Origin of the sequence: Photobacterium alginatilyticum (assembly GCF_009910675.1) — a bacterium.
In the GTDB taxonomy this organism is placed as follows: Bacteria; Pseudomonadota; Gammaproteobacteria; order Enterobacterales; family Vibrionaceae; genus Photobacterium; species Photobacterium alginatilyticum.
This window is the reverse complement of record NZ_RSEJ01000001.1, coordinates 127,373-148,194: the sequence shown is the minus strand read 5'-3', so window position 1 is coordinate 148,194 and position 20,822 is coordinate 127,373. Positions and strand designations below refer to the sequence as shown.

The window sequence follows — 20,822 nt, the reverse complement described above, 5'->3', positions numbered from 1 at the left end:
CTTCCTCTTATTTTGTATAAATTTTATTGCTCAGAGCCGATTGCCCGTTATTCATCCCTAAACGACAGATGACAACGCTCTGGCTAGCTGACTAATACCAAACTGAACAATGCTCTGGTCACGCAGGCACGCCAAAGTCCACTGTGCAATTTGGTATTGAAGCAGACGGACTGGGCCCGTCTGCGGAGGGTAGGAGGTAATTAACGTGTTTCTTTAAAGGCTTTTATAGTTTGTAGATGCTGCGAGATCTTTTTAAATTTATGCGTTTGGTTCTCATCCCAGATGATTTCGTAGTAATCACCCAAGGCATCTTTTGTATCGCGATTATCTAATACTTCATCATTAGTTGAAAGTATGCAAAGACAATTACCGGCATTTTTTTTACGAAAGTCTGTAACACATTTTGTCGAGATGTCGGCATATTCTTCAGGTCGGTCAATTCTTCCTTCCATGTTCAGTTCGGGGTGCAAATTTGGGTTAAATATGACCTGTTTGATCCCGCACAAAAAGCCGATGCGCTCGGACCAAAAGCCACCGAGCCCTACCCCGCAAATCAGCGGATGAGGGTCGCTGGATTCTTCGATTAACTTATGCACTTCCTTGAGCAAATGCTGCATATCGTGCTTAGGATGGAGCGTACTGTAATTCACAAAGCGAACATCAGGGTCAATAAATTGAAGCTGTAGTACCTTTTCATGATTACCTGGGCTTGTAGAATCAAAGCCATGCAGATAGATGATCATTTGTTATCCCCGTCATTCTTATTCTTAACTCTGAATTTAATCTAACACGTTTCGTAAGGTTTAAAAGGCATAAAACACGACTTTCTTAACAAATAAGTGCCATTTACCGCTATTGATTTATCAAAACCGCTACATCTTTGCGGATTGCACTTAACCGATTATCAAAAAACCGAAGCTGGCTCTGTGACAGACTGTGATTAAATCGCCTTAACAGCTCAAAACGGCGATTAAGGTAAAAGTTCAATTCAGACTGAATAGCATCATTTTCCAAGGCAACCAGACGCTGGAGCTCGCGGCTCAGCTCGGCTTCAAAGTCCGGCCGCTCTCTATTTGTCATCAACACACGCCAATTTTGCAGGAACTGATACCAAACAGTGAAAAATTCCGGTTCCATTTCAACCTGGTACCCGGCCAGCTCCTTCAGCAAGGACTTTTGCCTGCTGCTCAGCGTGCCAACCCAATCCTCGGCCGTCTCCTGAAGGGCACTCGCCCTTTTATCGATCTTCTGCCTGGTTGTCAGGATTTCGCGCTCTTGCTTAACCTCATCAATGGCAGACTGAATATTACCGTTCAGCTGCGCTACTTGCTGATCATCCATCAGTTTGAAGGTTGCCGCCAACGGTTTGGCCAGCAGAGCCACTGAATCCTGCCCCAGAGAGGTGAATGAAAAGTGATAGCCTCGGACCTGACCAAACGACAACGGTCGCTGCAAATCGGATTGCAACGCAAAGATGTCACGATGGATCTTTGGCAGTTCCTGCCGCCGGTGAATAGCCAATGCTTTGTCCAGCTCGGCATCAAATACCTTTTTCTGGCCGGAGGTCAGCGTGACATAACCAGAAAGGTAATACGGGATCCAGTAGTTGAGAGTATTGTAGCCAAGGCGCATCACACACCCCAGAAGGATGAGCATGATAAAAGCACCCGTAGCAAAACGCGTCAGCCGTTGGGGCATCTTAACTCCCTTTCAATTGTTTAAGCAGAACAATGAATCGGTGAATTAATAGTGTAGACCTGAGTTTCGGCAGTATACCCAAACTACCTCAAGATGCAGGATTCAGAGTGAGACCAGCGTGCTCAGTTCAAGGAAAATGACGGTAGGAATGGTAGTCCCTTTCAACGTTATTTGACACAGAAATGGGCGCGCTGGCTCACTCCCTAAGGGCGAGTTCCAGTTCTTTTGAATAGATAGGGGCTTCTATGCGTTGTTACCGATTATCAATTTAGAGCCACTAGATTTTCTAATCGGTGCCTAGCCTACAAGCCAAGTAATTCTCGCTGAAACGAGCATCTTGAGGTAGCTTGGGTATATATTTCGCAGCAAAGAAACTGCAGGTAAGTTAGTACCGCGAGGAGCCCGCTTCTGAGTTAGCCACTGTTGATAGTCCCCCTGGCTTGACGCCGTCCAATAGTCAGCTCATGCGCGAGACTGAATCATGATTAGAGTAGCTCTCGGAATAGCTCTTGGGCCAGCTTGTCGGCTTCAGTCTGGTAGCTATTATCTGGCCACACCGTTGCTCCGACATAATACCAGAGCATTGCCAAATAACGGCACCAAGGCTGCCATGCCGTTACCGCAGCCAGCCAGCGCTCATGCTCCCGGGTGCCCAGCAGCCGGCAGTAAACCGCAACAGCCTTCTCCCGCTCCAAACCATTGGCACTGATTGTCAGCGCCAGATCAAGAGAGGGATCGCCCGCGGCTGCGTATTCCCAGTCAATCACCCGCTTATGCCCTTCGGGCTGGCAAATGATATTGTAGCGACCCAGGTCATGGTGGCAGCAAGTGTCATCAAACCAGCTCTGTATAGAGAGGTGCTGGAAGTGAGCAAAGAGTTGTTGCAGTGAGGAAGATTTGAACCTGATGTCGATCTGCTCCCAGTAATGGGCAGCTTTCTGTTTTACATCAAGACGCCAGCAAGGAACCGGCAAGGCGTGAATGTCGACCTGGAGCTGAAGCAACTCCTCATCAGACAGGTTATCAGCAGCCGTCGTCCCTTCAAGCCACTCGACGAGCAAGCCCTTATCCAGCAGCGCAATACTACGCGGGGCCAGGTTTGATGACTCAAGGTTCTTGAGCACCTGATGCTCACGTTCGCGAGAGAGCCCGAATGCCACGCTTGACTCGGCAATCGGTCGCCACACTGCCTTTGAGCACATGGCCGTAGGTACATCTCGAAGTTCAAGCAACCAGCAACGGTTACTCAGGCCGCCGGTCAGCGGCCTGGCAGAAAGTAACTCGATATCCGGCAAGGCATTCAGTAAAGCGGGATCAAACGTATTCACTCATCGCCTCACGTCTTGGCAGAGTTCGAGCATATAGTGCTATTACCAGCCCAGCATGCTCTTGGCTTCCTGCTTGCGGATTTCAGTTTCGTCCGCCCACTCAACCAGACCGGTTTCCAGATCCATCAGGCGCATTGTCATCTTGTAGTAGACGTCTTTATCGCTACCAGCCTGCTTGACGATACTTGCCAGGTTGCCGTATAGCATGTATTCCGCACCCACCATTTTACCAAACTGAATCGCTGTGCTCTGATTCACCAGCTCATCGTTGTTTTGGAAATTCAGCTGCTTGCGCACATTTTCAACACGCGTCATATCAACGAAACGGAATTTACCCGAGTTAAGCAGGCGCGTACTGACTGAGTCAGTCACCGATTCGGTATCGATATGTTCACTGGTTTTGTTCTTAATTCCGTCAACAACAATAATTGGTCGGTTGCCGTTTCCGGTGATGTAGGCCACGGAACCTGAGCTCAGCATACTATCAGTCATTTCCTCAGCAATCTTTTGCAGATCCGTCGAGCCAAACTCGATAGTCGTGGTTTCTGCAGCCTGTGCATCGCCGTAGCTGACCTTCTGCGCACAACCACCCATCAATGCAGCTACGCCTAATAATGCAATTACGCTTTTTTTCATCTTATTACCTTTCATTACTGTTGTCGCAGAACAGGCCACCGGGGTGGCCTCAATCCCCATTAATAATCCGCTTCGCGGATATAGATACGATACTGTTTGGCTTCAGGCTTTCTGGCAACCGCCTGCAAAGTGACTGAGTCCCGGCCATGAAGTACAAACTGGCGCCACGGACTGTCACTGCCGTAGACTTCCAAGCCCTGAGCATCGTACCAGTAGAAGCGGTATTGCAACTTCATATCCGAATCAACTTTACTGGTAACGGGTACACCCGCCTTCATCAACCCATTCGTTTCAGCAACTATCGCTTTCTCGATTTCAATCTGGCCTGCCAGCGATGAATTGCCAATCACTACGTTCTGGTTGCTGCTTTCAATACTGATCCCCGATGTTGTCGACGAACAGGCGGAAAGCGCCAGCGCGAACACCAAGACAGAAATATATTTCATCATTAACTCTCCCCTAACAATACCGACCACCAGCTAAGCTGATTTCCCTGACGGGAAACCCAGACCATTGTGGTTCGTCCTGCCGCAACCTTGATGTCCAGGCTCTGGCCGCTCCAGCTGAGTTTGTGTGTCCCTGCTTGTAAATCAGTATGATACATACTGATTGAAGATGGTAGAGATTGCCAGCTTCGGGTATCCGGTTGCTCGGTCAGCGTATTAAAAATGTTAGCGAGCGCATTGCCCAGTTCATTGCCATTCTTCGCTGCCGACTTCCTGACTTCGTCTTTTGCCAATACCCGCAACGCCTGGCGGACCACTATCACCGGCAGCTCCTCGTTCAGGCTGTTCCTGGCCATATTGTCGACATTCGCCAGCTCGCTCCCGTTAACGGGCTTATCATCAAGCACCAATGTACTCATCGGCGGGCGAGTGGAGTTACGGTAGTAAGGCAATGCCAGGTTATAAATCACCCCGTCGCCGCGACTGTCCTGTAGCCACAGGGGCAAGCGCCATCCGTCTCGGGCCAGAACAACCCCCTGCTCGTCCAGAATGACCACCCGGCCTTCTCCCGCCTCGGCCGGCGCGTACTTGCCATACCGCGCCTGCAGCCGGGTAAGGTCCTCGGTCATCTGCATCCGCGTCGCAAGCCGCAATACGGTATTGGCGATGTACATGTTGTTCGGTGCGACCGCCAGGGCCCGTTTATAGTCGATATAGGCACTGTTCAACTCACCGTCGGCCTCATACAAAATACCCGACAGGTAGAACAAATAGCCATTTTGTACATTGGCGAGCTTTTCCCCGGCATCCGGGTAACGGGCCAGCACGGCACCGAGATTCTGGTTCAGACCCTTGCGCTGTGCTTCCTGGGCCGCCTGACCAAGCTCAGCCTCGCGCAGTTTCCGGGCAGATTCCTGAACCTGATTGGCCCTTCGGACCTCTACCAGCGCCCCTTCCAAATCCTTTTGCTGGATATAGTTGAGAGCAAGGTAAAGGTGCATAAAACCCAGCTCGTAATCCGCAGGCTGGTAGGTGATCATATTGTCATTGGTCAGCAGTGCCCCGGCCTGATTCAGGCCTTCGGACAGCTGAATAACGGCCTGGCGCTGCTGCTCTTTGACCGCCATATCTGCACGCTGAAGCGCGGCGAAACTGTCCGGGTACTGCCCGGCGACAAAATTCACCCGCCCCCGCTCCATCCCGTCAAGGATATCTCCTGCCGGGGCATCAGGGAGGGCTTCGACCGCCTCGGTGTAATTACCCTGTTGCAAGGCTTGGTGAACCTGCGCATTCGACGCGCTGTAATGGCTGAATAAACTCTGAGTCGACAAGTTCGCACAGGCCGTTATGCTCAGCGATAACATCAGCACTGCGGCACGTTTTAGCATTGTGTTAGTAACCCATTTTCAAAAACAAAAAAGTCTGAGTGTTCATGGTAAAAGAACATAATCCACTCAGACCTGACCCAGCAATATTAGTTCCCGCGGTTATCACGGCGATCTATTGTTACTTACCCAACCAGCATCGGGCCTAATGGGCGACCGGCAAGAAGGTGCATGTGAATGTGGTACACTTCCTGACCGCCATGCGGGTTGCAGTTAACAATCAGACGGTATCCGTCCTCCGATACCCCTTCTTTCTCTGCCAGCTTACGTGCAACCGTAAACAGACGCCCCATCATGGCTTCATCATCCGCTTCGACGTCATTGACCGTCGGGATAAGTTTGTTGGGAATAATGAGGATATGGCTTGGCGCACGCGGATTAATATCCCGAAATGCAGTCACTAAATCATCCTGATATAAGACATCTGCCGGAATTTCCTTACGAATAATTTTACTGAAGATAGTTTCTTCTGCCATATCATGCTCCATTTACTATGTTGTGTCTCAGGTTATCTCCTGTCAGTGGAGTATGCTTGAGTCCAAACTATAGAGCAATATTGAACACCGTTTTAAACCATTAATCCAGTAAATATTTCATAAATTAAGTTATTTTTTGATGCCGCCGTCAAAGTATGTAGCGCTGAATTTCATTTATCATTTGCTGCTACTGCTCGTCCCCATGGCAAGATGCTAGAGTGGTATGTGTCGATTTTGTCTTTTTCAGTTTGCTTTTTTTGCTACTTAAAATTACAACATCACAATTTATACGAAGGTCAATAACATAATTACAGCTTCGTATTAATGTACTTTATGTGGGCTTGCTGTCGCTCACGTTTGCCAGAGTTTAGGGATATTATGAAGACAAAGAGACAGACCTCTGTCATTCGACGTATGTACACTGGTTTTGCGGTAATGGTCATACTGTTTGCTGCAACCATTTTTCTGATGCTGGATGGAACAAACCGGATCCACAACCAACTAAAAACGGTCACCTCTGATGCCCTGCCGCTGGTGTCTACCGCCAACCAGACTAGTGTTCGACTTCTTGCCGCCGACAAAATATTCAAGGACTTTCTCACCAGCCAGAATCCGGAACGGATGAAGGTCTACGAAGAAAACTTCAGTCAGGCCCACATCGCCTTTATCGCAGCACTTGATCAGCTTCGTGAAGCCGCGGCGGGTAATGATGCCCTAAGCACCCAATTGAGCGAGCTTATCGCCCTGGAAGAAAGGTATTTTTCCGAAGCCCATGTCGCGATGGATAACTATCGTGCCCAGCTGCTTGCACAAGAAGCCCGTTTGAAGTCTGCACGCCGTTTTCAGCAGCTCCACAACGAGCTAAATACCCGGATGAAAGAGTACGTCGAAGATCAGAGCAGTATTTCTGTCAAAATGATCGCAAAAAACTATTTCATCAAGCTTCGCCAGACCGAAACCATCACCTCTGACGCCCTGGCGACAGATAACATCACGGTCATCGAAAAAGCGGTCAAGAGCAACAAGCGAAACGTCAACCACCTCGGTAACGCCTATCGCTCACTCACCGCCCTGATTCCGGAGCTCAAAGGCACCTTCGACAAATCTATTGCCCAGTACACCCTTGATATCGGCAAGTCCGGCGGGGTACTGGATGTGCATTTTCGCTACATTGAGGCCCGCAACCGCCTCTACGACAACATCGCGACACTGGCAAATGAAATCGATCAGGCTACCAACCTGCTCGATACCTTCAGAACCAAGGCCAACGATTACATGGAAAGCGCCATCGCCAGTGCCGACAGCGCCTATAGCCGTGGGCTGACCAATGCCGTTCTGATAGGTATCGGTGCGACCCTGTTTGCCGTTTTTATCGGCTGGTATCTGGCGCAGAGTGTCCGCAAGCCGCTTGAATCAACGCTGAAGACCCTGGAAGCACTCACCACCGGTGACATGACCAAGCGTAGCGACAACAACAATTTCGTCGAATTCAACAAGCTCAGCCGCCATATCAATACGCTGGCCGATAACTTACAGGAAGTTCTGGGCAAACTCAGCCAGGCATCTCAGGACCTGACATCGGTTGCCGAGGAAAACCAGTCAACAACCACCGAAGCCAAAAACCGTCTCAACGAGCAACGACAGCAAACAGCCTCTGTTGCCACCGCCATGACCGAGATGGAACAATCTGTGACGGACGTCTCACACAGTGCACAAAACACCATGGAGCGGGTCCACGAGGTAGAGAAAGCCTCAAATACCGGCCGCGAAGTCATGAGTCGCAATATCAACACCGCCCACCAGCTCTCCGAGCGTTTGGACGAGTCTGTAAATGCGGTATCCAAGCTTCAGGAGATGAGCAGCAGTATCGGTTCAATTCTGGATGTGATCCGTAACATCGCCGATCAAACCAACCTGCTGGCACTGAATGCGGCCATTGAGGCAGCTCGGGCCGGCGACCAGGGCCGCGGTTTTGCCGTCGTCGCCGACGAGGTTCGCGTACTGGCCAAGCGCACCACCGACTCGACAGCGGAAATTGAAACCATGATTCAAAGCCTGCAGTCACGTTCCGGTCAGGCAGTATCTGTGATGCAAAGCTGTGTTAGCGAGATGGAGAACAGCATTACACAGGCGTCGGATGCCAATAGCGCAATGGAGGAAATACAGGCTATCATCTTCGAAATCAGCCAGATGAGCTCACAAATAGCCCAGGCCGCCGAAGAACAGCGTACGACGACAACCTCCATCGCCCGTAGCCTGGAAGATATCAGCCATATTGCTGACTCCAACTACAGCTCAATGGAAGAAGTCGCCGAAGCCAGCAGCAAGCTCGATAGCCTGGCTCACCAGCAAAATGACCTGGTCATGCGATTTAAGCTGTAACGCCTATACATCTACGGCAACAACCACTAAAGCCAGCATTATTGCTGGCTTTAATTTATCAGCAGGAGTTATCAGCCCGAACCGATACACAACTGAGAGCCATAACAGTGCAAACGATTGCGCTTTAAATCATCAACTGGTTACTTTGTTTGATCATTGCGCTTTACTTAAGGTAGGGATGCTTTTAGAATCGGGCAAATTTTTTGGGAGGGAAGCAATTATGACGACAATTTCGATTACACGTCCTGATGACTGGCACACGCACTTACGTGATGGCGAGGTATTAAAAGATACCGTCCGTGATATCAGTCAGTATATGGGGCGAGCAATCATCATGCCGAACCTGGTTCCACCGGTTACCGATACTGACGCTGCATTAGCCTACCGCGATCGTATCCTTGCCGAAAAACCTCAAGGCAACTTCTCCCCTCTAATGACGCTATACCTCACCGACAACACCTCCCCTGAAGAAATTCGTAAAGCAAAAGCCACCGGCCACATCTATGCAGCAAAACTCTACCCGGCAGGTGCAACCACCAACTCCGATTCCGGCGTGACCTCCATCGACAAGCTAATTCCTACGCTTCAGGCAATGCAAGAAGTCGGTATGCTGTTGCTTATCCATGGTGAGGTCACCACTCACGATGTCGATATCTTCGACCGCGAGAAGACGTTCCTTGATACGGTACTTGCCCCGATTGTCGAGCAGATGCCGGACCTGAAGATTGTTGTCGAGCACATCACAACAAAAGACGCTGTTGAGTTCGTCACCAACGCCGGTCCTAACGTGGGAGCAACCATCACCGCTCATCACCTGATGTTCAACCGAAACCACATGCTGGTTGGCGGGATCCGTCCGCATTTCTACTGCCTGCCAATCCTGAAGCGCAACATCCACCAGCAGGCACTGATTGAAGCGGCGACCAGCGGCAGCCCTAAGTTCTTCCTCGGTACCGACTCAGCCCCTCACGCCCAGGGCCGCAAAGAATCAGCCTGTGGCTGTGCCGGCTCCTACACCGCCCATGCCGCGATTGAACTCTACGCTGAAGTGTTCGAGCAGGCGGGCGCGCTGGATAAGCTTGAAGCCTTTGCCAGCTTCAACGGCCCTGACTTCTACGGCCTGCCGCGCAATACCGATACCATTACCCTTGTCAAAGAGAGCTGGACCGTACCGGAGACGATGTCCTTCGGCAGTGACGTCGTCGTTCCTATCCGTGCAGGCGAAGAAATGAACTGGAAAGTTATCACCAGCTAAACGCCCGATAACCATGCCCTGTCATACAGGACAAGGCAACCAGGCAATGAAAAGGGCTCCCGCGGGAGCCCTTTGAATATCTAACTACTATTGAATTGATGCTAAACCGTAGCTAGGCTGCTTGCGGCACTTTCAGGTGATGGAACATCCGGTACAGAACCGGTACCACAATCAGTGTCAGCACGGTTGCAAAACCCAGCCCGAACATGATCGTCACCGCCATCGGCTTGAAGAACACATCCGGCAGCAGCGGGATCATCCCCAATACCGTGGTAATAGCCGCCATACATACCGGGCGGACACGACTCACAGCTGCATCGACCACTGCCTGATACTTTTCCTTGCCGCTGCTGATCTCAATCTCGATCTGATCGAGCAGAACGATACCGTTTTTGACCAGCATGCCCGACAGACTCAAAAAGCCCAGCAGCGCCATAAAGCCAAACGGTGTATTCAGCAACAGCAATCCTGTCGTCACCCCGATAATCGCCAGCGGCACTGTCGCCCATACAATCACAGCTTCTTTAACCTTGTTGAACAAGAAAATGGTGATCAGGAACATAAACAGATAGCCCATTGGCATGGTCTGGAACAATGACGCCTTGGCATCGGCTGACGATTCATACTCGCCGCCCCATTCCAGCGAGTAGCCCGGAGGGAAGTCCAGCGCCTCAATTTTAGACTGGATACGGCCCTGCAGAGTCGCCGCGGTTTCATCCCCCAAAGGATCAGGATCGGCCATGATAGTCAGCATTCGCTTGCGGTTCTTACGTACCACCAGCGGATCTTCCCAGATCACATTCACCCCGAGCATCACCTGCTGGATTGGAATATAGCCCTGAATAGCCGGGCTCCAAATCTTCATCCCTTCAATGGTACTGACATCCACACGCTCCTCATCGGGCAAGCGCGCCACAATCGGCATCAGATTGGTGCCGTCACGATAGAGACCGACAGACAAGCCGGAGAACGCCATCTGCAATAGATCATCGACGTCAGATTTGGTGATCCCGTAGCGGCGGGCCTGGCTTTCATTGAAAATAGGCTCAAGTACCTTGGTCCGTTCACGCCAGTCATGGCGCACATTAAAGGCACCGGGATCAGCACGCATGATGTCTATCGCCTGCTGAGCCAGGCCTCGGAGCACCGTCGGATCCGGCCCGACCAGACGGGCTTCAATCTTAGAGCCCGAAGACGGACCAAGCTCGATACGCTTGAGCTTGTATTCAATGTCAGGGTGTTTGGTGTCGAGCTCATCGCTGACTTTTCTCAGCATCGGCATTACGTCTTCATAAGTGTCGACGCGGATTATCAGCTCGCCATAGGCCGCGTAGCTCTTCTCCGGTGAGTAGGTCAGCATAAAACGCTGTGCCCCTTTACCGGCACTGGACGAAACGTGACTGACGTTCTCCTGCTGGCTGGCCCACGCTTCAAGCTCATGCAACTTATCGTTGGTCGAACGAATGTCTGTTCCTTCCGGCAACCACACATCAACCATAAACATCGGTGTTGTCGACGACGGGAAGAAGGACTGTTTCAGCTGCGTAAAACCATACAGACTTGCACCAAGCATCGCGATCAAGACAATCACAGTCAGCCACGCATTCCGCATGCAGGCTTCCAGCGCTTTCTTGTATGCGACAAAGACAAACCCTTTGTACGGGTCATCGTCCTCGCCATCGCCTTTATTCTTGACGCCCTTAAAGAACATATCGGCAAAAAACGGGGTTAGCGAAATAGCCGTAAACCAGCTCAGCATCAGAGAAATCAACAATACACTGAATAGGGTGGCACAATATTCACCGGTCGAGTCTTGTGACAGTCCGATAGGCGCAAAAGCGGTAACCGCGATAACCGTGGCCCCCAGTAGCGGCCATTTGGTCTGAGTGACAATATCGGACGCAGCCTGCATCCGCGTCCGGCCTTTTTGCACTCCAATCAGGACCCCCTCGACAACGACAATGGCGTTATCCACCAGCATCCCGAGGGCAATGACCAGAGCGCCGAGCGATATTCGCTGCAAGTCGATCGCCATCCAGCTCATAAAGACGAAGGTTCCCAATACGGTTAACAGCAAAATCAAACCGATCAGGATACCCGAGCGAAGCCCCATGAAGAACAGCAGAACAACGATAACAATGGCTACGGCCTGGCCGAGACTGACAATGAACCCCTTGACGGACTTATCGACCTCATCAGGCTGGCTGTAAATCACGCCAATATCAATCCCGACAGGCTGCTGCTCTTTCAGCTCATCCAGACGGCGGTAAACCCCTTTACCGATTTCCACTACGTTGACACCATCGACAAACGATATGCCGACGCTCAGTGCTACCTTACCGTTATAGCTCAACAGGTTATCAGGCACCTCTTTGAACCCGCGCTTGATTTCTGCCACATCGCGCAGGTAAATCAGCCCTTGGGCACCGCTCTCGGTAATAATCAAATCACCCAGTGCATCCACATCGGTGAACTCCCCGGTCGGATGGACACGAATATACTCGGTCCCGATTTTGACCGCACCGGCGCTCGAGACCAAGTTCTGCGTCGCCAGGGTGTTGTAAATCGTCTGCGGCGAAATACCCAGGCTGCTCAGCCTCTGCAGGGAGATTTCGATAAACACCTGTTCTTGCTGGGTGCCCGTAACAGAGACCTTAGCAACCCCGTCTACCAACTCAATCTCACGGCGAAGATAATCGACATAATCATTGAGTTCTTTGTACGAATACCCGTCACCTGTGATCGCCAGCAAAATACCGAACACATCACCGAAGTCATCAATGACTGACGGCTCTGCGACCCCCGGCGGAAGGTTCGGTTCGAGATCATTGACCTTGCGGCGTAGCTCATCCCAGATCTGCGGCAAGTCATCAGGACCGTAATTGTTCTTCATTGTCACCGTGATCTGTGACAGTCCACGACTGGAGATGGAGTTGACTTCATCCACATAAGCCAGTTGCTGGATTTCCTTCTCAATCGGATAGGTCACCTCTTCTTCGACCTGAAGCGGGGTCGCCCCCGGGTAGGCCGTCACCACCATGGCATCCTTGATGGTAAATGCCGGATCTTCCAAGCGTCCCAGGCCAAAGAAGGCCATGGTCCCGCCAATCAGGAAGATCAGCGACAGCATCCAACTGATCACTTTGTTTTTAATAAAATAGGCTGCGATATCTTGTTTCATTATTGTTCAGCCTCCTTGGCAATCACTTCCACCTGCTGGCCTTCCCGCAAGCGGTTTCCTCCCGCCACGACGATGGTTTCCCCTTCCTCAAGTCCCGCCAGCAAGCGAACGCCTTCAGGAACAACTTTATCGGTTACCACGCGGCGCTTGATTACTGTCTTGCCATCGTTTACCACCCAGACAAACTTGTCTGTTGATGACAGGTCATCGCCATCTTCATTAAAAATGGCCTCCAGTGGGATCACTGGCTCGCCCTTTCTGTAGATTTTCAGTTTCTGCGCATCAGCCCGAACTTCTACGGCCATCCCATCAAGGATGAAGCGATCCTCCGGCATCGGCATGGTCAAGGTCACCAGGAACGAGCCTGACTCAGGATCCGGCTCTGTGGTAAATTCCTTCAGGGAGGCCTGATACTCAGCACCATTGTCAAGCACCACCCGCGCGCCGGGTTTTGATTCCTGAATATCAACAGCAGAGCTTTGGGAATAAATGAGGTCCGGTGCCTGGATCAAAATATCGACACTGTTGGCACTATGAATATTCATTACTTGCTGGCCGACTTGTATGTTCTCGAACTGCTCGATAGGCACCCGGGAAATCACCCCGTCAAAAGGAGCAACCAGCTTGGTAAACGTCAGGTTCAGCTTGGCGATGTTGAGCCTTGCCCGGGCAATCTTACGCTGCGCCCGCAACTCATCAAACTGTGACTGGGCCAGGAAGCCTTTGTCAACCAGCTTGGCCGAGCGCCGATACTGACTATCGGCCACATTGTACTTCGCCTGTGCATCATCAACTTCCAACTGGTAGTCCGTTGGATCCAGCTGGGCAAGCAACTGGTTCTTTTTGACAAAATCCCCAGGGCGCACCGCGATACGGGTCACCTCGCCCTGAATTCGAAATGACAGACTGGATTTATCGGCCGCTGCCGCCACGGCAGGAAAGGTCAATTGCGGCGCGGCATCAGCCAAGGCAACAACATCCACGCTGACGGGTTGTACAATTTGCCGCTCTTCTACCACTGGCTTTTCACAGCCTTGTAATATAAACGCCGCCCCCAGCGCCAATGAGATCAAGGATAGCTTTTTCATCTTACAGTCCTCGCTCCTTAACCCAGGCACGCACTTTCTGGCCTTCCTGAAGCTCCCCTACACCAGAAATCGCAATCTGGTCGCCATCATTCAGCCCGGCGACCACTCGCCCCTTGTCATCCAGCTCAACTTCGGTCTTGTGGGCAATACCGGCTTCGTCGACATGCCAGACATAGGTTGCGCTTCCCTCTTGTATCACCGCGCGTTTGGGAATCGCCCCCGAATTACCTTTCGGAATAGCAATTTTCACCAGCCCCGCCATGCCGGGAAGAATATTCTTGCCTTCAGGGCGTTCCATAAACAACGTCACTTTAAAACTCGACGTTGTGGGGTCAGCCTCGGTATCAATCTCTTTAAACTCAGCCGGGTAGACTTCGTCTGGGATCGTATCGAAAATAACGCTTGGCTGAGTATCTGACTGCCCCTGATAGCGGGCCAAAAGGTGTTCGGGTAATTGGAAGGTGACATTGATCAGACCGGCGCTCTGGATATGCATCACCGGCTCTTTAGCCATGATATATTCATAGTTTTCAATCAATGACAGAGAGAGCGTCCCGTCGTAGGGAGCAACAAGAGTCGCATAGCCCAGGTTTGATTTTTGTTTGCTCAGGGCTGCCTTGGCCTGTTTTAACTCGGCCTTGGAGGTATCGAAATCCAGCTCCGACACGACGTTGGTTTTTCTGAGTTCCTGATCTCGCTTAAACTGCACATAGGCCAGTTCATAATTCGCCTGCGCCTGTTCAACCAGCAACGTCAGTTCATCGGGATTCAGGCTGGCCAGTTTTTGTCCCCGCTTAACATCTTCACCCGGGTTTACATCCAATGAAATGACTTGTCCAGACACCCTAAATGCCAACACCGCCTTGTCACCGGCCTCAACGGTGGCCGGAAAAGTACGGAATGTTTCATTGTCGCCCACGGATACCGCCTGGAGTTTTACCGGCCTCGATTCCGGCTCAGGTACCTCTACCTCTTTCTTACCGCACCCTGACACTAGCAAGCCAGTGATGACGGTCGCTAATAGCGCGCGCCCCATACAACCTCTCCAAAATTATTCTTGTCTACTCTTGTTTTTTCTTCTGGTGTTAAGCGCAAGATCACCAGCCGCTGCTACATTCACAACAAAAAGCCTTTAACCACAAGGTACTAGTGTAGCCAATAAAACGACACAGAAACCCAACAAACCACGAAAAAGAAGAAAAAACAATTCATTAAGCCGAGCCACCGGACCTTACCAAGTCTTTGGGCTATGCTCTATTTTCAAGGGAGGGATTTCAGAGAAAATCAGAAATGGAGAAAAATAGCGGAAGCAAAAAACCTCAAAAGATATAAAAAAAGGAGCCATATAGACTCCTTCTCAAACAGTCAGACGAAATGCTAAGCGTCCATTTCGGCAATATTGACTTTCCAGGTATCCGGACCTGTCTGATGGGCATTGGTCCCTTCAGCATCAACCGCTACCGTCACGGGCATATCTTCGACTTCAAATTCGTAGATTGCTTCCATGCCAAGATCTTCAAAAGCCACTACACGCGCTTTCTTAATAGCCTTAGCCACAAGATAAGCGGCACCGCCGACAGCCATCAGGTAAACAGCCTTGTGTTCCTTGATGGATTCAATCGCGGCCGGACCACGCTCGGCTTTACCTATCATCCCGGTAAGCCCTGCCTGACCGAGCATCATTTCAGTAAATTTATCCATACGGGTCGACGTTGTCGGACCAGCCGGGCCAACAACCTCATCACCTACTGCATCAACAGGACCGACGTAATAGATAAAGCGGTTTTTGAAATCAACCGGGAAATCTTCCCCTTTAGCCAGCATATCCTGAATACGCTTATGGGCAGCATCACGACCGGTCAGGATTTTGCCTGACAACAAAACGGTCTCGCCAGATTTCCACTCCTGGACATCGTCTTTAGTAACTTCGTCAATATTAACGCGGCGAACATTCTCACCCACTTCCCAAGTTACTTCGGGCCAGTCTTCCAGCTTCGGTGGCGTTAACTCCGCCGGGCCGGTGCCGTCAAGTTTGAAATGGACGTGACGGGTTGCGGCACAGTTCGGGATCATACAAACCGGCTTGGAAGCGGCATGAGTCGGCGCTGTTTTGATCTTCACGTCGACAACGGTTGTCAGACCGCCTAGCCCCTGCGCGCCGATACCCAGCTTATTTACACGGTTGTAGATATCCAGGCGAAGCTCTTCCTCAGCATTCTGCGCACCACGTTCCTGCAGCTCATGAATATCAACCGACTCCATCAGCGACTCTTTCGCCAGCACAGCCGCTTTCTCGGCAGTACCGCCGATACCGATACCCAGCATACCCGGCGGACACCAGCCCGCCCCCATTAGCGGCACTGTTTTTTCAACCCACTCGGCAACATCATCCGACGGGTTCAGCATCACCATCTTGGTCTTGTTTTCCGAACCGCCGCCCTTGGCAGCAATCTGAATCTCTACCTTGTCGCCCGGTACCATATCAATATGTACCACGGCAGGGGCATTGTCTTTGGTGTTCTTACGGCTTCCGGCTGGATCCGCAACGACAGAGGCTCGCAGCGGGTTATCCGGGTTGGTATAGGCCTGGCGAACACCTTCGTCAATCATTTCCTGTACAGTCAGATCGCTGTCCCACTGCACATTCATACCAATTTTGACAAAACACGTGACGATACCGGTGTCCTGGCAGATCGGACGGTGGCCTTCTGCCGACATGCGCGAGTTGATCAGGATCTGCGCAATGGCATCTTTCGCTGCCTGACTCTGCTCCTTGTTATAGGCTTTTTCCAAGGCCTGAACAAAATCCAGCGGATGGTAGTATGAAATGTACTGTAGTGCGTCCGCCACACTATCAATCACATCTTGCTTACGAATGACGGTCATAATTGCCCTCGTTATTTATTATCATTCCATGGCGCCCGACTATTTTGCCGTTACAGCATGCTTCCAGTGTAGGGTGTGGTTCGCATTGCTCGAGTCCTGCGTATAGGGAATAGGATGTGCAGAAAGCAATGGAACCACGTGCCATGATCCTCATGGCAGTGTCCTTTATGAGCTACTCAGACTGAATCAGTAAAAATAAAACACAAAGGATCGTCCTTGGGCGTCGTATTAAATTCTGCGTTTATGATACTCTTGCCAACAATTTCGCGCCATGCGCCAATCGAACACCTGTCACAAAAAAGAAAATGATTTGTAAATCGCATCCGCTACTCGCAATTGAACAACTCGATTATACCCCAGAAGCAACTCTGTCGTGGTTTGAGCCCTTGTCCACCCACCCCTGGGCTATGATATTACGCTCGGCAGCTCAGGATCACCCTGATAATCGTTTTGATATTCTAGTTGCCGATCCTTTGGCCACTTTAGAGACACATGGTGAAACAACCCGTATTAAGTTTTCAAATGGTGACGAAAAAGCGAGCAACGCCGATCCGTTCAAGCTAGTAGAAGAACTGCAGGCTTCATTATTGCCGCCGCTTAACCCTATGACGGATGTACCATTTATAGGCGGTGCCCTTGGCTATTTCAGCTACGACCTCGGTCGACGGGTGGAAGATCTCCCAGCGCTTGCCGAACAGGATATTGATGCTGCAGACATGGCTGTCGGCATTTACGACTGGGCACTGATCGCCGATCACCATACCCAAACGCTGTTTCTCGTTTCACCAAAAGACAGCGGACGCCTGCAATGGCTCCAGGAGCAACAAAATGCCTTTAAACTGCAACAGAGCGGCGCCAGCGAGCAACAAAATAAATCATTTTCATTAACATCCCAATGGGCCGCCAATATGACAAAGGCGGCTTATTGCAACAAATTTGACCGAGTGCAGGACTACCTGCTATCCGGGGACTGCTACCAAATCAACCTTGCCCAGCGCTTCCAGGCAAGCTACCAGGGTGATGAATGGACGGCCTACCTGCGCCTTGAACAAACCAATGGCGCGCCGTTCTCCGGGTTTATCCGCACCTCGGAATGTACGGTTCTCTCTGTATCTCCGGAGCGTTTTCTTCAACATAATCAAGGCTATGTTGAAACAAAACCCATCAAGGGCACACGGCCTCGCTCTGCCGATGAGATACAAGATGCCACCAACGCCACCGAGCTACGCCATGCCAGCAAGGATCGCTCGGAAAACTTAATGATTGTCGACTTGCTGCGAAATGATATCGGCCGGGTGGCCAAGCCTGGGTCAGTGGCTGTCCCCAAGTTGTTTGAGATCGAAAGCTTTCCGGCCGTCCATCACCTTGTCAGTACGGTCACCGGCGAGCTGGATACACTGTACTCCTCAACCGATCTATTGCGCGCCTGTTTTCCCGGTGGTTCAATTACCGGCGCACCTAAAATTCGCGCCATGGAAATCATTGAAGAGCTAGAACCACACCGCCGCAGCGTCTATTGCGGCAGTATTGGTTATATCAGCCGCTGCGGTCGAATGGATACCAGTATTACTATAAGAACCCTTATTTCTCAGCAAAGTACCCTGTATGCCTGGGCGGGCGGCGGTCTTGTTGCAGACAGTGATGCCGACAGCGAATACCAAGAAACACTGGACAAACTGAGTAAAATTCTGCCAATCTTAGAAAAGTAGATTGTTATCTATACCCAAGTAATTCTCGTTGAAACGAGCATCTTGAAGTAGCTTGGGTATATCAATAACCACGGACGGTTTATGAACTATCAGCAACAATTGCTAGCGCGTTTTCTGCTAGCCCCACAGACCAGCTATGACCAAAGCCACTCGGCTCGGGTCAGGCAGCATGTGTCTGCGTCCGGCTCCTTTAAGCGAGCTGCGGTTATGATCCCCCTTGTTCCCCGTCAGAATAGTTTCAACGTTGTCCTGACACGTCGCGCCAGCCACTTAAAACACCACCCGGGCCAAATTGCCTTCCCTGGTGGCGGATATGAATCACAAGATACGGATTTAATTGAAACGGCCATTCGGGAAACCAAAGAAGAAACTGGAATTTTATGCAACAGAGAGCGCATATTGGGACAGCTTCCTTCTTTGCCGACAATCAGTGGCTATATCGTTACGCCGTATTTGTCGATCATCTCTCCAAACTACAGGCCAGACCTGGATCCAAACGAGGTTGACGACCTGTTTGAAGTGCCTATCAAACACCTATTAAACCCGGTGAATATGCGCACTGAGAAATTTACTATCGACGGCATAAAACACAATATTTATGCAATTCCATACGGTGATTATGCTATTTGGGGGGCAACCGCCCAGATGATTCGATTGTTATCAAAACAGCTTTGGTATTAATAAACCCGCTTCTAACACATCATTTTCCCTAACCTGCCCGCAACATCCTTTGTGATCAAGATCACCTTTAATTGTATTGCAATTTGCACCCATTACATAACGGGATCTCGATCAAAGTTTTCCTTCTATAAATCCTCAAAATGCGCGCCGTTCCTAATTTCCGTTCCGTAATTTAACTTAGGTATATAACCATGCATACCACTTCCAACACAGCAGTAGCTTCAACGGCTAAAGCAAAATGGACGTATAAAGATTTTACTTGGGCCCTTTCACTATTCGGTACCGCTGTAGGTGCCGGTGTACTTTTCCTTCCGATTAAAGCCGGTGCCGGCGGTTTCTGGCCACTGGTTATCCTAGCCCTGATTGCAGCACCAATGACTTGGTTCGCACACAAGAGCTTGGCTCGTTTTGTACTTTCTGCTAAAAACCCAGAAGCTGACATCACCGATACTGTTGAAGAACACTTTGGTAAAGCTGGCGCAAACATCATCACTTTTGCTTACTTCTTCGCCATCTACCCAATCGTTCTAATCTACGGCGTTGGTATTACCAACACGGTTGATTCTTTCATGGTTAACCAGATGGGCATGGAATCTGTTCCACGCTGGCTTCTGTCTGGCGGCCTGATCGTTGCGATGACTGCTGGTGTTGTCTTCGGCAAAGAGCTAATGCTTAAAGCCACTTCTGCAATGGTATACCCACTGGTATTCATCCTGCTTGCACTGTCTGTATACCTGATCCCTGATTGGAACACATCAATGGTATCGGTAAGCCCAGACTGGAGCGCAATGCCTGCTATTATCTGGCTAGCAATTCCAATCATCGTATTCTCTTTCAACCACAGCCCAATCATCAGCCAGTTCTCTAAAGAACAGCGTCGTGTATACGGTGAAGATGCAGCGAAGAAGACTGACATGATCACTGGCGGCGCAGCAATGATGCTGATGGGCTTTGTAATGTTCTTCGTATTCTCTGTTGTTCTGTCTCTGTCTCCAGAGCAGCTAGCAACAGCAAAATCACAGAACATCAGTGTTCTGTCTTACCTTGCTAACGTTCATGAGTCTCCGCTGATTTCTCTGCTTGGTCCACTGGTTGCCTTCGCAGCAATTACTTCAAGCTACTTCGGCCACTTCCTGGGTGCTCACGAAGGTCTTGTTGGCCTGGTGAAGTCTAGCTCAGAAATGCCAGTTAAGAAGATTGAGAAAATCTCTCTTGGTTTCATCGTAGTTACTACCTGGATCGTTGCGGTTATCAACCCAAGCATCCTGGGCATGATTGAAACTATGGGTGCTCCAATGATTGCAGCAATCCTGTTCCTGATGCCTGTATTCGCGATGTACAAAGTACCAGCTATGGCTAAGTACAAGACATCTGCACCAGTACAGATCTTCACAGCTATTTGTGGTATCGCAGCAATTACTTCTGTAATCTACGGCGCATTCTAATAGGACATCACACTTGTTGTGATAAATATAGACTACCAACTTAGCTGTCTGAGAAAATGTGCCACAACGCATAGTCTTCTCAAGCAATTCGGGTAGAATATATGACACTTAAGAGCAGGAAGCGTGTGCCGACTGCTCTTTTGTTTTTCTAGTGATCTCGCCAAGGAAGGGGCGAGAGTTTAATACTATGACAGTCTTGGCCGGAGGCAAGAGCGCTTCCTACCGA

The 20,822-nt window shown here is 50.5% G+C and carries 16 protein-coding genes; 5 read left to right on the top strand and 11 right to left on the bottom strand.

What is annotated here, in order from left to right; genetic code table 11:
- Positions 1 to 200: 200 nt before the first annotated feature.
- The 7 genes from ycfP to hinT form a co-directional block, all read right to left on the bottom strand.
- A complete protein-coding gene (gene ycfP, locus EIZ48_RS00610; RefSeq protein WP_160648209.1) occupies positions 201 to 743 on the bottom strand; it encodes an alpha/beta hydrolase YcfP in 543 nt (180 codons plus the stop codon).
- Positions 744 to 852: 109 nt separating this feature from the next.
- Positions 853 to 1,698 carry a DUF6279 family lipoprotein gene (locus tag EIZ48_RS00605; protein ID WP_160648208.1) on the bottom strand — a complete coding sequence of 282 codons (846 nt, stop codon included), beginning with the start codon at positions 1,696 to 1,698 and terminating at the stop codon, positions 853 to 855.
- A gap of 485 nt (positions 1,699 to 2,183) precedes the next feature.
- Positions 2,184 to 3,026: a phosphotransferase gene (locus EIZ48_RS00600; RefSeq protein ID WP_160648207.1), complete on the bottom strand. Its 843-nt coding sequence runs from the start codon at positions 3,024 to 3,026 to the stop codon at positions 2,184 to 2,186.
- A gap of 42 nt (positions 3,027 to 3,068) precedes the next feature.
- Positions 3,069 to 3,662: a penicillin-binding protein activator LpoB gene (lpoB, locus tag EIZ48_RS00595; RefSeq protein WP_160648206.1), complete on the bottom strand. Its 594-nt coding sequence runs from the start codon at positions 3,660 to 3,662 to the stop codon at positions 3,069 to 3,071.
- Between the two features lie 59 nt (positions 3,663 to 3,721).
- Complete coding sequence (locus EIZ48_RS00590; protein WP_160648495.1) at positions 3,722 to 4,108, bottom strand: YcfL family putative periplasmic lipoprotein; 387 nt, start codon at positions 4,106 to 4,108, stop codon at positions 3,722 to 3,724.
- Positions 4,109 to 4,110: 2 nt separating this feature from the next.
- Positions 4,111 to 5,496: a COG3014 family protein gene (locus EIZ48_RS00585; RefSeq protein WP_160648205.1), complete on the bottom strand. Its 1,386-nt coding sequence runs from the start codon at positions 5,494 to 5,496 to the stop codon at positions 4,111 to 4,113.
- A gap of 122 nt (positions 5,497 to 5,618) precedes the next feature.
- Positions 5,619 to 5,969, bottom strand: a complete 351-nt coding sequence (gene hinT, locus EIZ48_RS00580) for a purine nucleoside phosphoramidase (protein WP_160648204.1) — start codon at positions 5,967 to 5,969, stop codon at positions 5,619 to 5,621.
- Between the two features lie 378 nt (positions 5,970 to 6,347).
- Between hinT and EIZ48_RS00575 the strand changes: the two genes are divergently transcribed.
- Positions 6,348 to 8,351 (top strand): methyl-accepting chemotaxis protein, encoded by a 2,004-nt coding sequence (locus EIZ48_RS00575; RefSeq protein WP_192928412.1) that lies wholly within the window; start codon positions 6,348 to 6,350, stop codon positions 8,349 to 8,351.
- A 220-nt stretch (positions 8,352 to 8,571) separates the two neighbouring features.
- Positions 8,572 to 9,606 carry a dihydroorotase gene (gene pyrC, locus EIZ48_RS00570; protein WP_160648203.1) on the top strand — a complete coding sequence of 345 codons (1,035 nt, stop codon included), beginning with the start codon at positions 8,572 to 8,574 and terminating at the stop codon, positions 9,604 to 9,606.
- 112 nt (positions 9,607 to 9,718) lie between these two features.
- On the opposite strand, the gene EIZ48_RS00565 is transcribed toward pyrC, so the two are convergent.
- The 4 genes from EIZ48_RS00565 to EIZ48_RS00550 all read right to left on the bottom strand — a co-directional run bounded on the left by EIZ48_RS00565 (position 9,719) and on the right by EIZ48_RS00550 (position 16,761).
- Positions 9,719 to 12,787, bottom strand: a complete 3,069-nt coding sequence (locus EIZ48_RS00565) for an efflux RND transporter permease subunit (protein ID WP_160648202.1) — start codon at positions 12,785 to 12,787, stop codon at positions 9,719 to 9,721.
- Positions 12,787 to 13,875, bottom strand: coding sequence for an efflux RND transporter periplasmic adaptor subunit (locus EIZ48_RS00560; RefSeq protein ID WP_160648201.1), 1,089 nt, complete (start codon positions 13,873 to 13,875; stop codon positions 12,787 to 12,789). The genes EIZ48_RS00565 and EIZ48_RS00560 overlap by 1 nt, the downstream gene beginning before the upstream one ends.
- 1 nt (position 13,876) lies before the next feature.
- A complete protein-coding gene (locus tag EIZ48_RS00555; RefSeq protein ID WP_160648200.1) occupies positions 13,877 to 14,911 on the bottom strand; it encodes an efflux RND transporter periplasmic adaptor subunit in 1,035 nt (344 codons plus the stop codon).
- A gap of 341 nt (positions 14,912 to 15,252) precedes the next feature.
- Entirely contained in the window at positions 15,253 to 16,761 is a 1,509-nt protein-coding gene (locus EIZ48_RS00550) for a fumarate hydratase (protein WP_160648199.1), read from the bottom strand.
- A 305-nt stretch (positions 16,762 to 17,066) separates the two neighbouring features.
- On the opposite strand from EIZ48_RS00550, the gene pabB reads away from it, so the two are divergent.
- The 3 genes from pabB (at position 17,067) to EIZ48_RS00535 (ending at position 20,596) form a co-directional block, all read left to right on the top strand.
- The gene (gene pabB, locus EIZ48_RS00545; protein ID WP_160648198.1) at positions 17,067 to 18,470 is read left to right on the top strand and encodes an aminodeoxychorismate synthase component I; all 1,404 of its coding nucleotides are present in this window, start codon (positions 17,067 to 17,069) and stop codon (positions 18,468 to 18,470) included.
- Positions 18,471 to 18,551: 81 nt separating this feature from the next.
- Positions 18,552 to 19,151 (top strand): CoA pyrophosphatase, encoded by a 600-nt coding sequence (locus EIZ48_RS00540; protein WP_160648197.1) that lies wholly within the window; start codon positions 18,552 to 18,554, stop codon positions 19,149 to 19,151.
- Between the two features lie 191 nt (positions 19,152 to 19,342).
- The gene (locus EIZ48_RS00535; protein WP_160648196.1) at positions 19,343 to 20,596 is read left to right on the top strand and encodes an aromatic amino acid transport family protein; all 1,254 of its coding nucleotides are present in this window, start codon (positions 19,343 to 19,345) and stop codon (positions 20,594 to 20,596) included.
- Positions 20,597 to 20,822 lie beyond the last annotated feature (226 nt).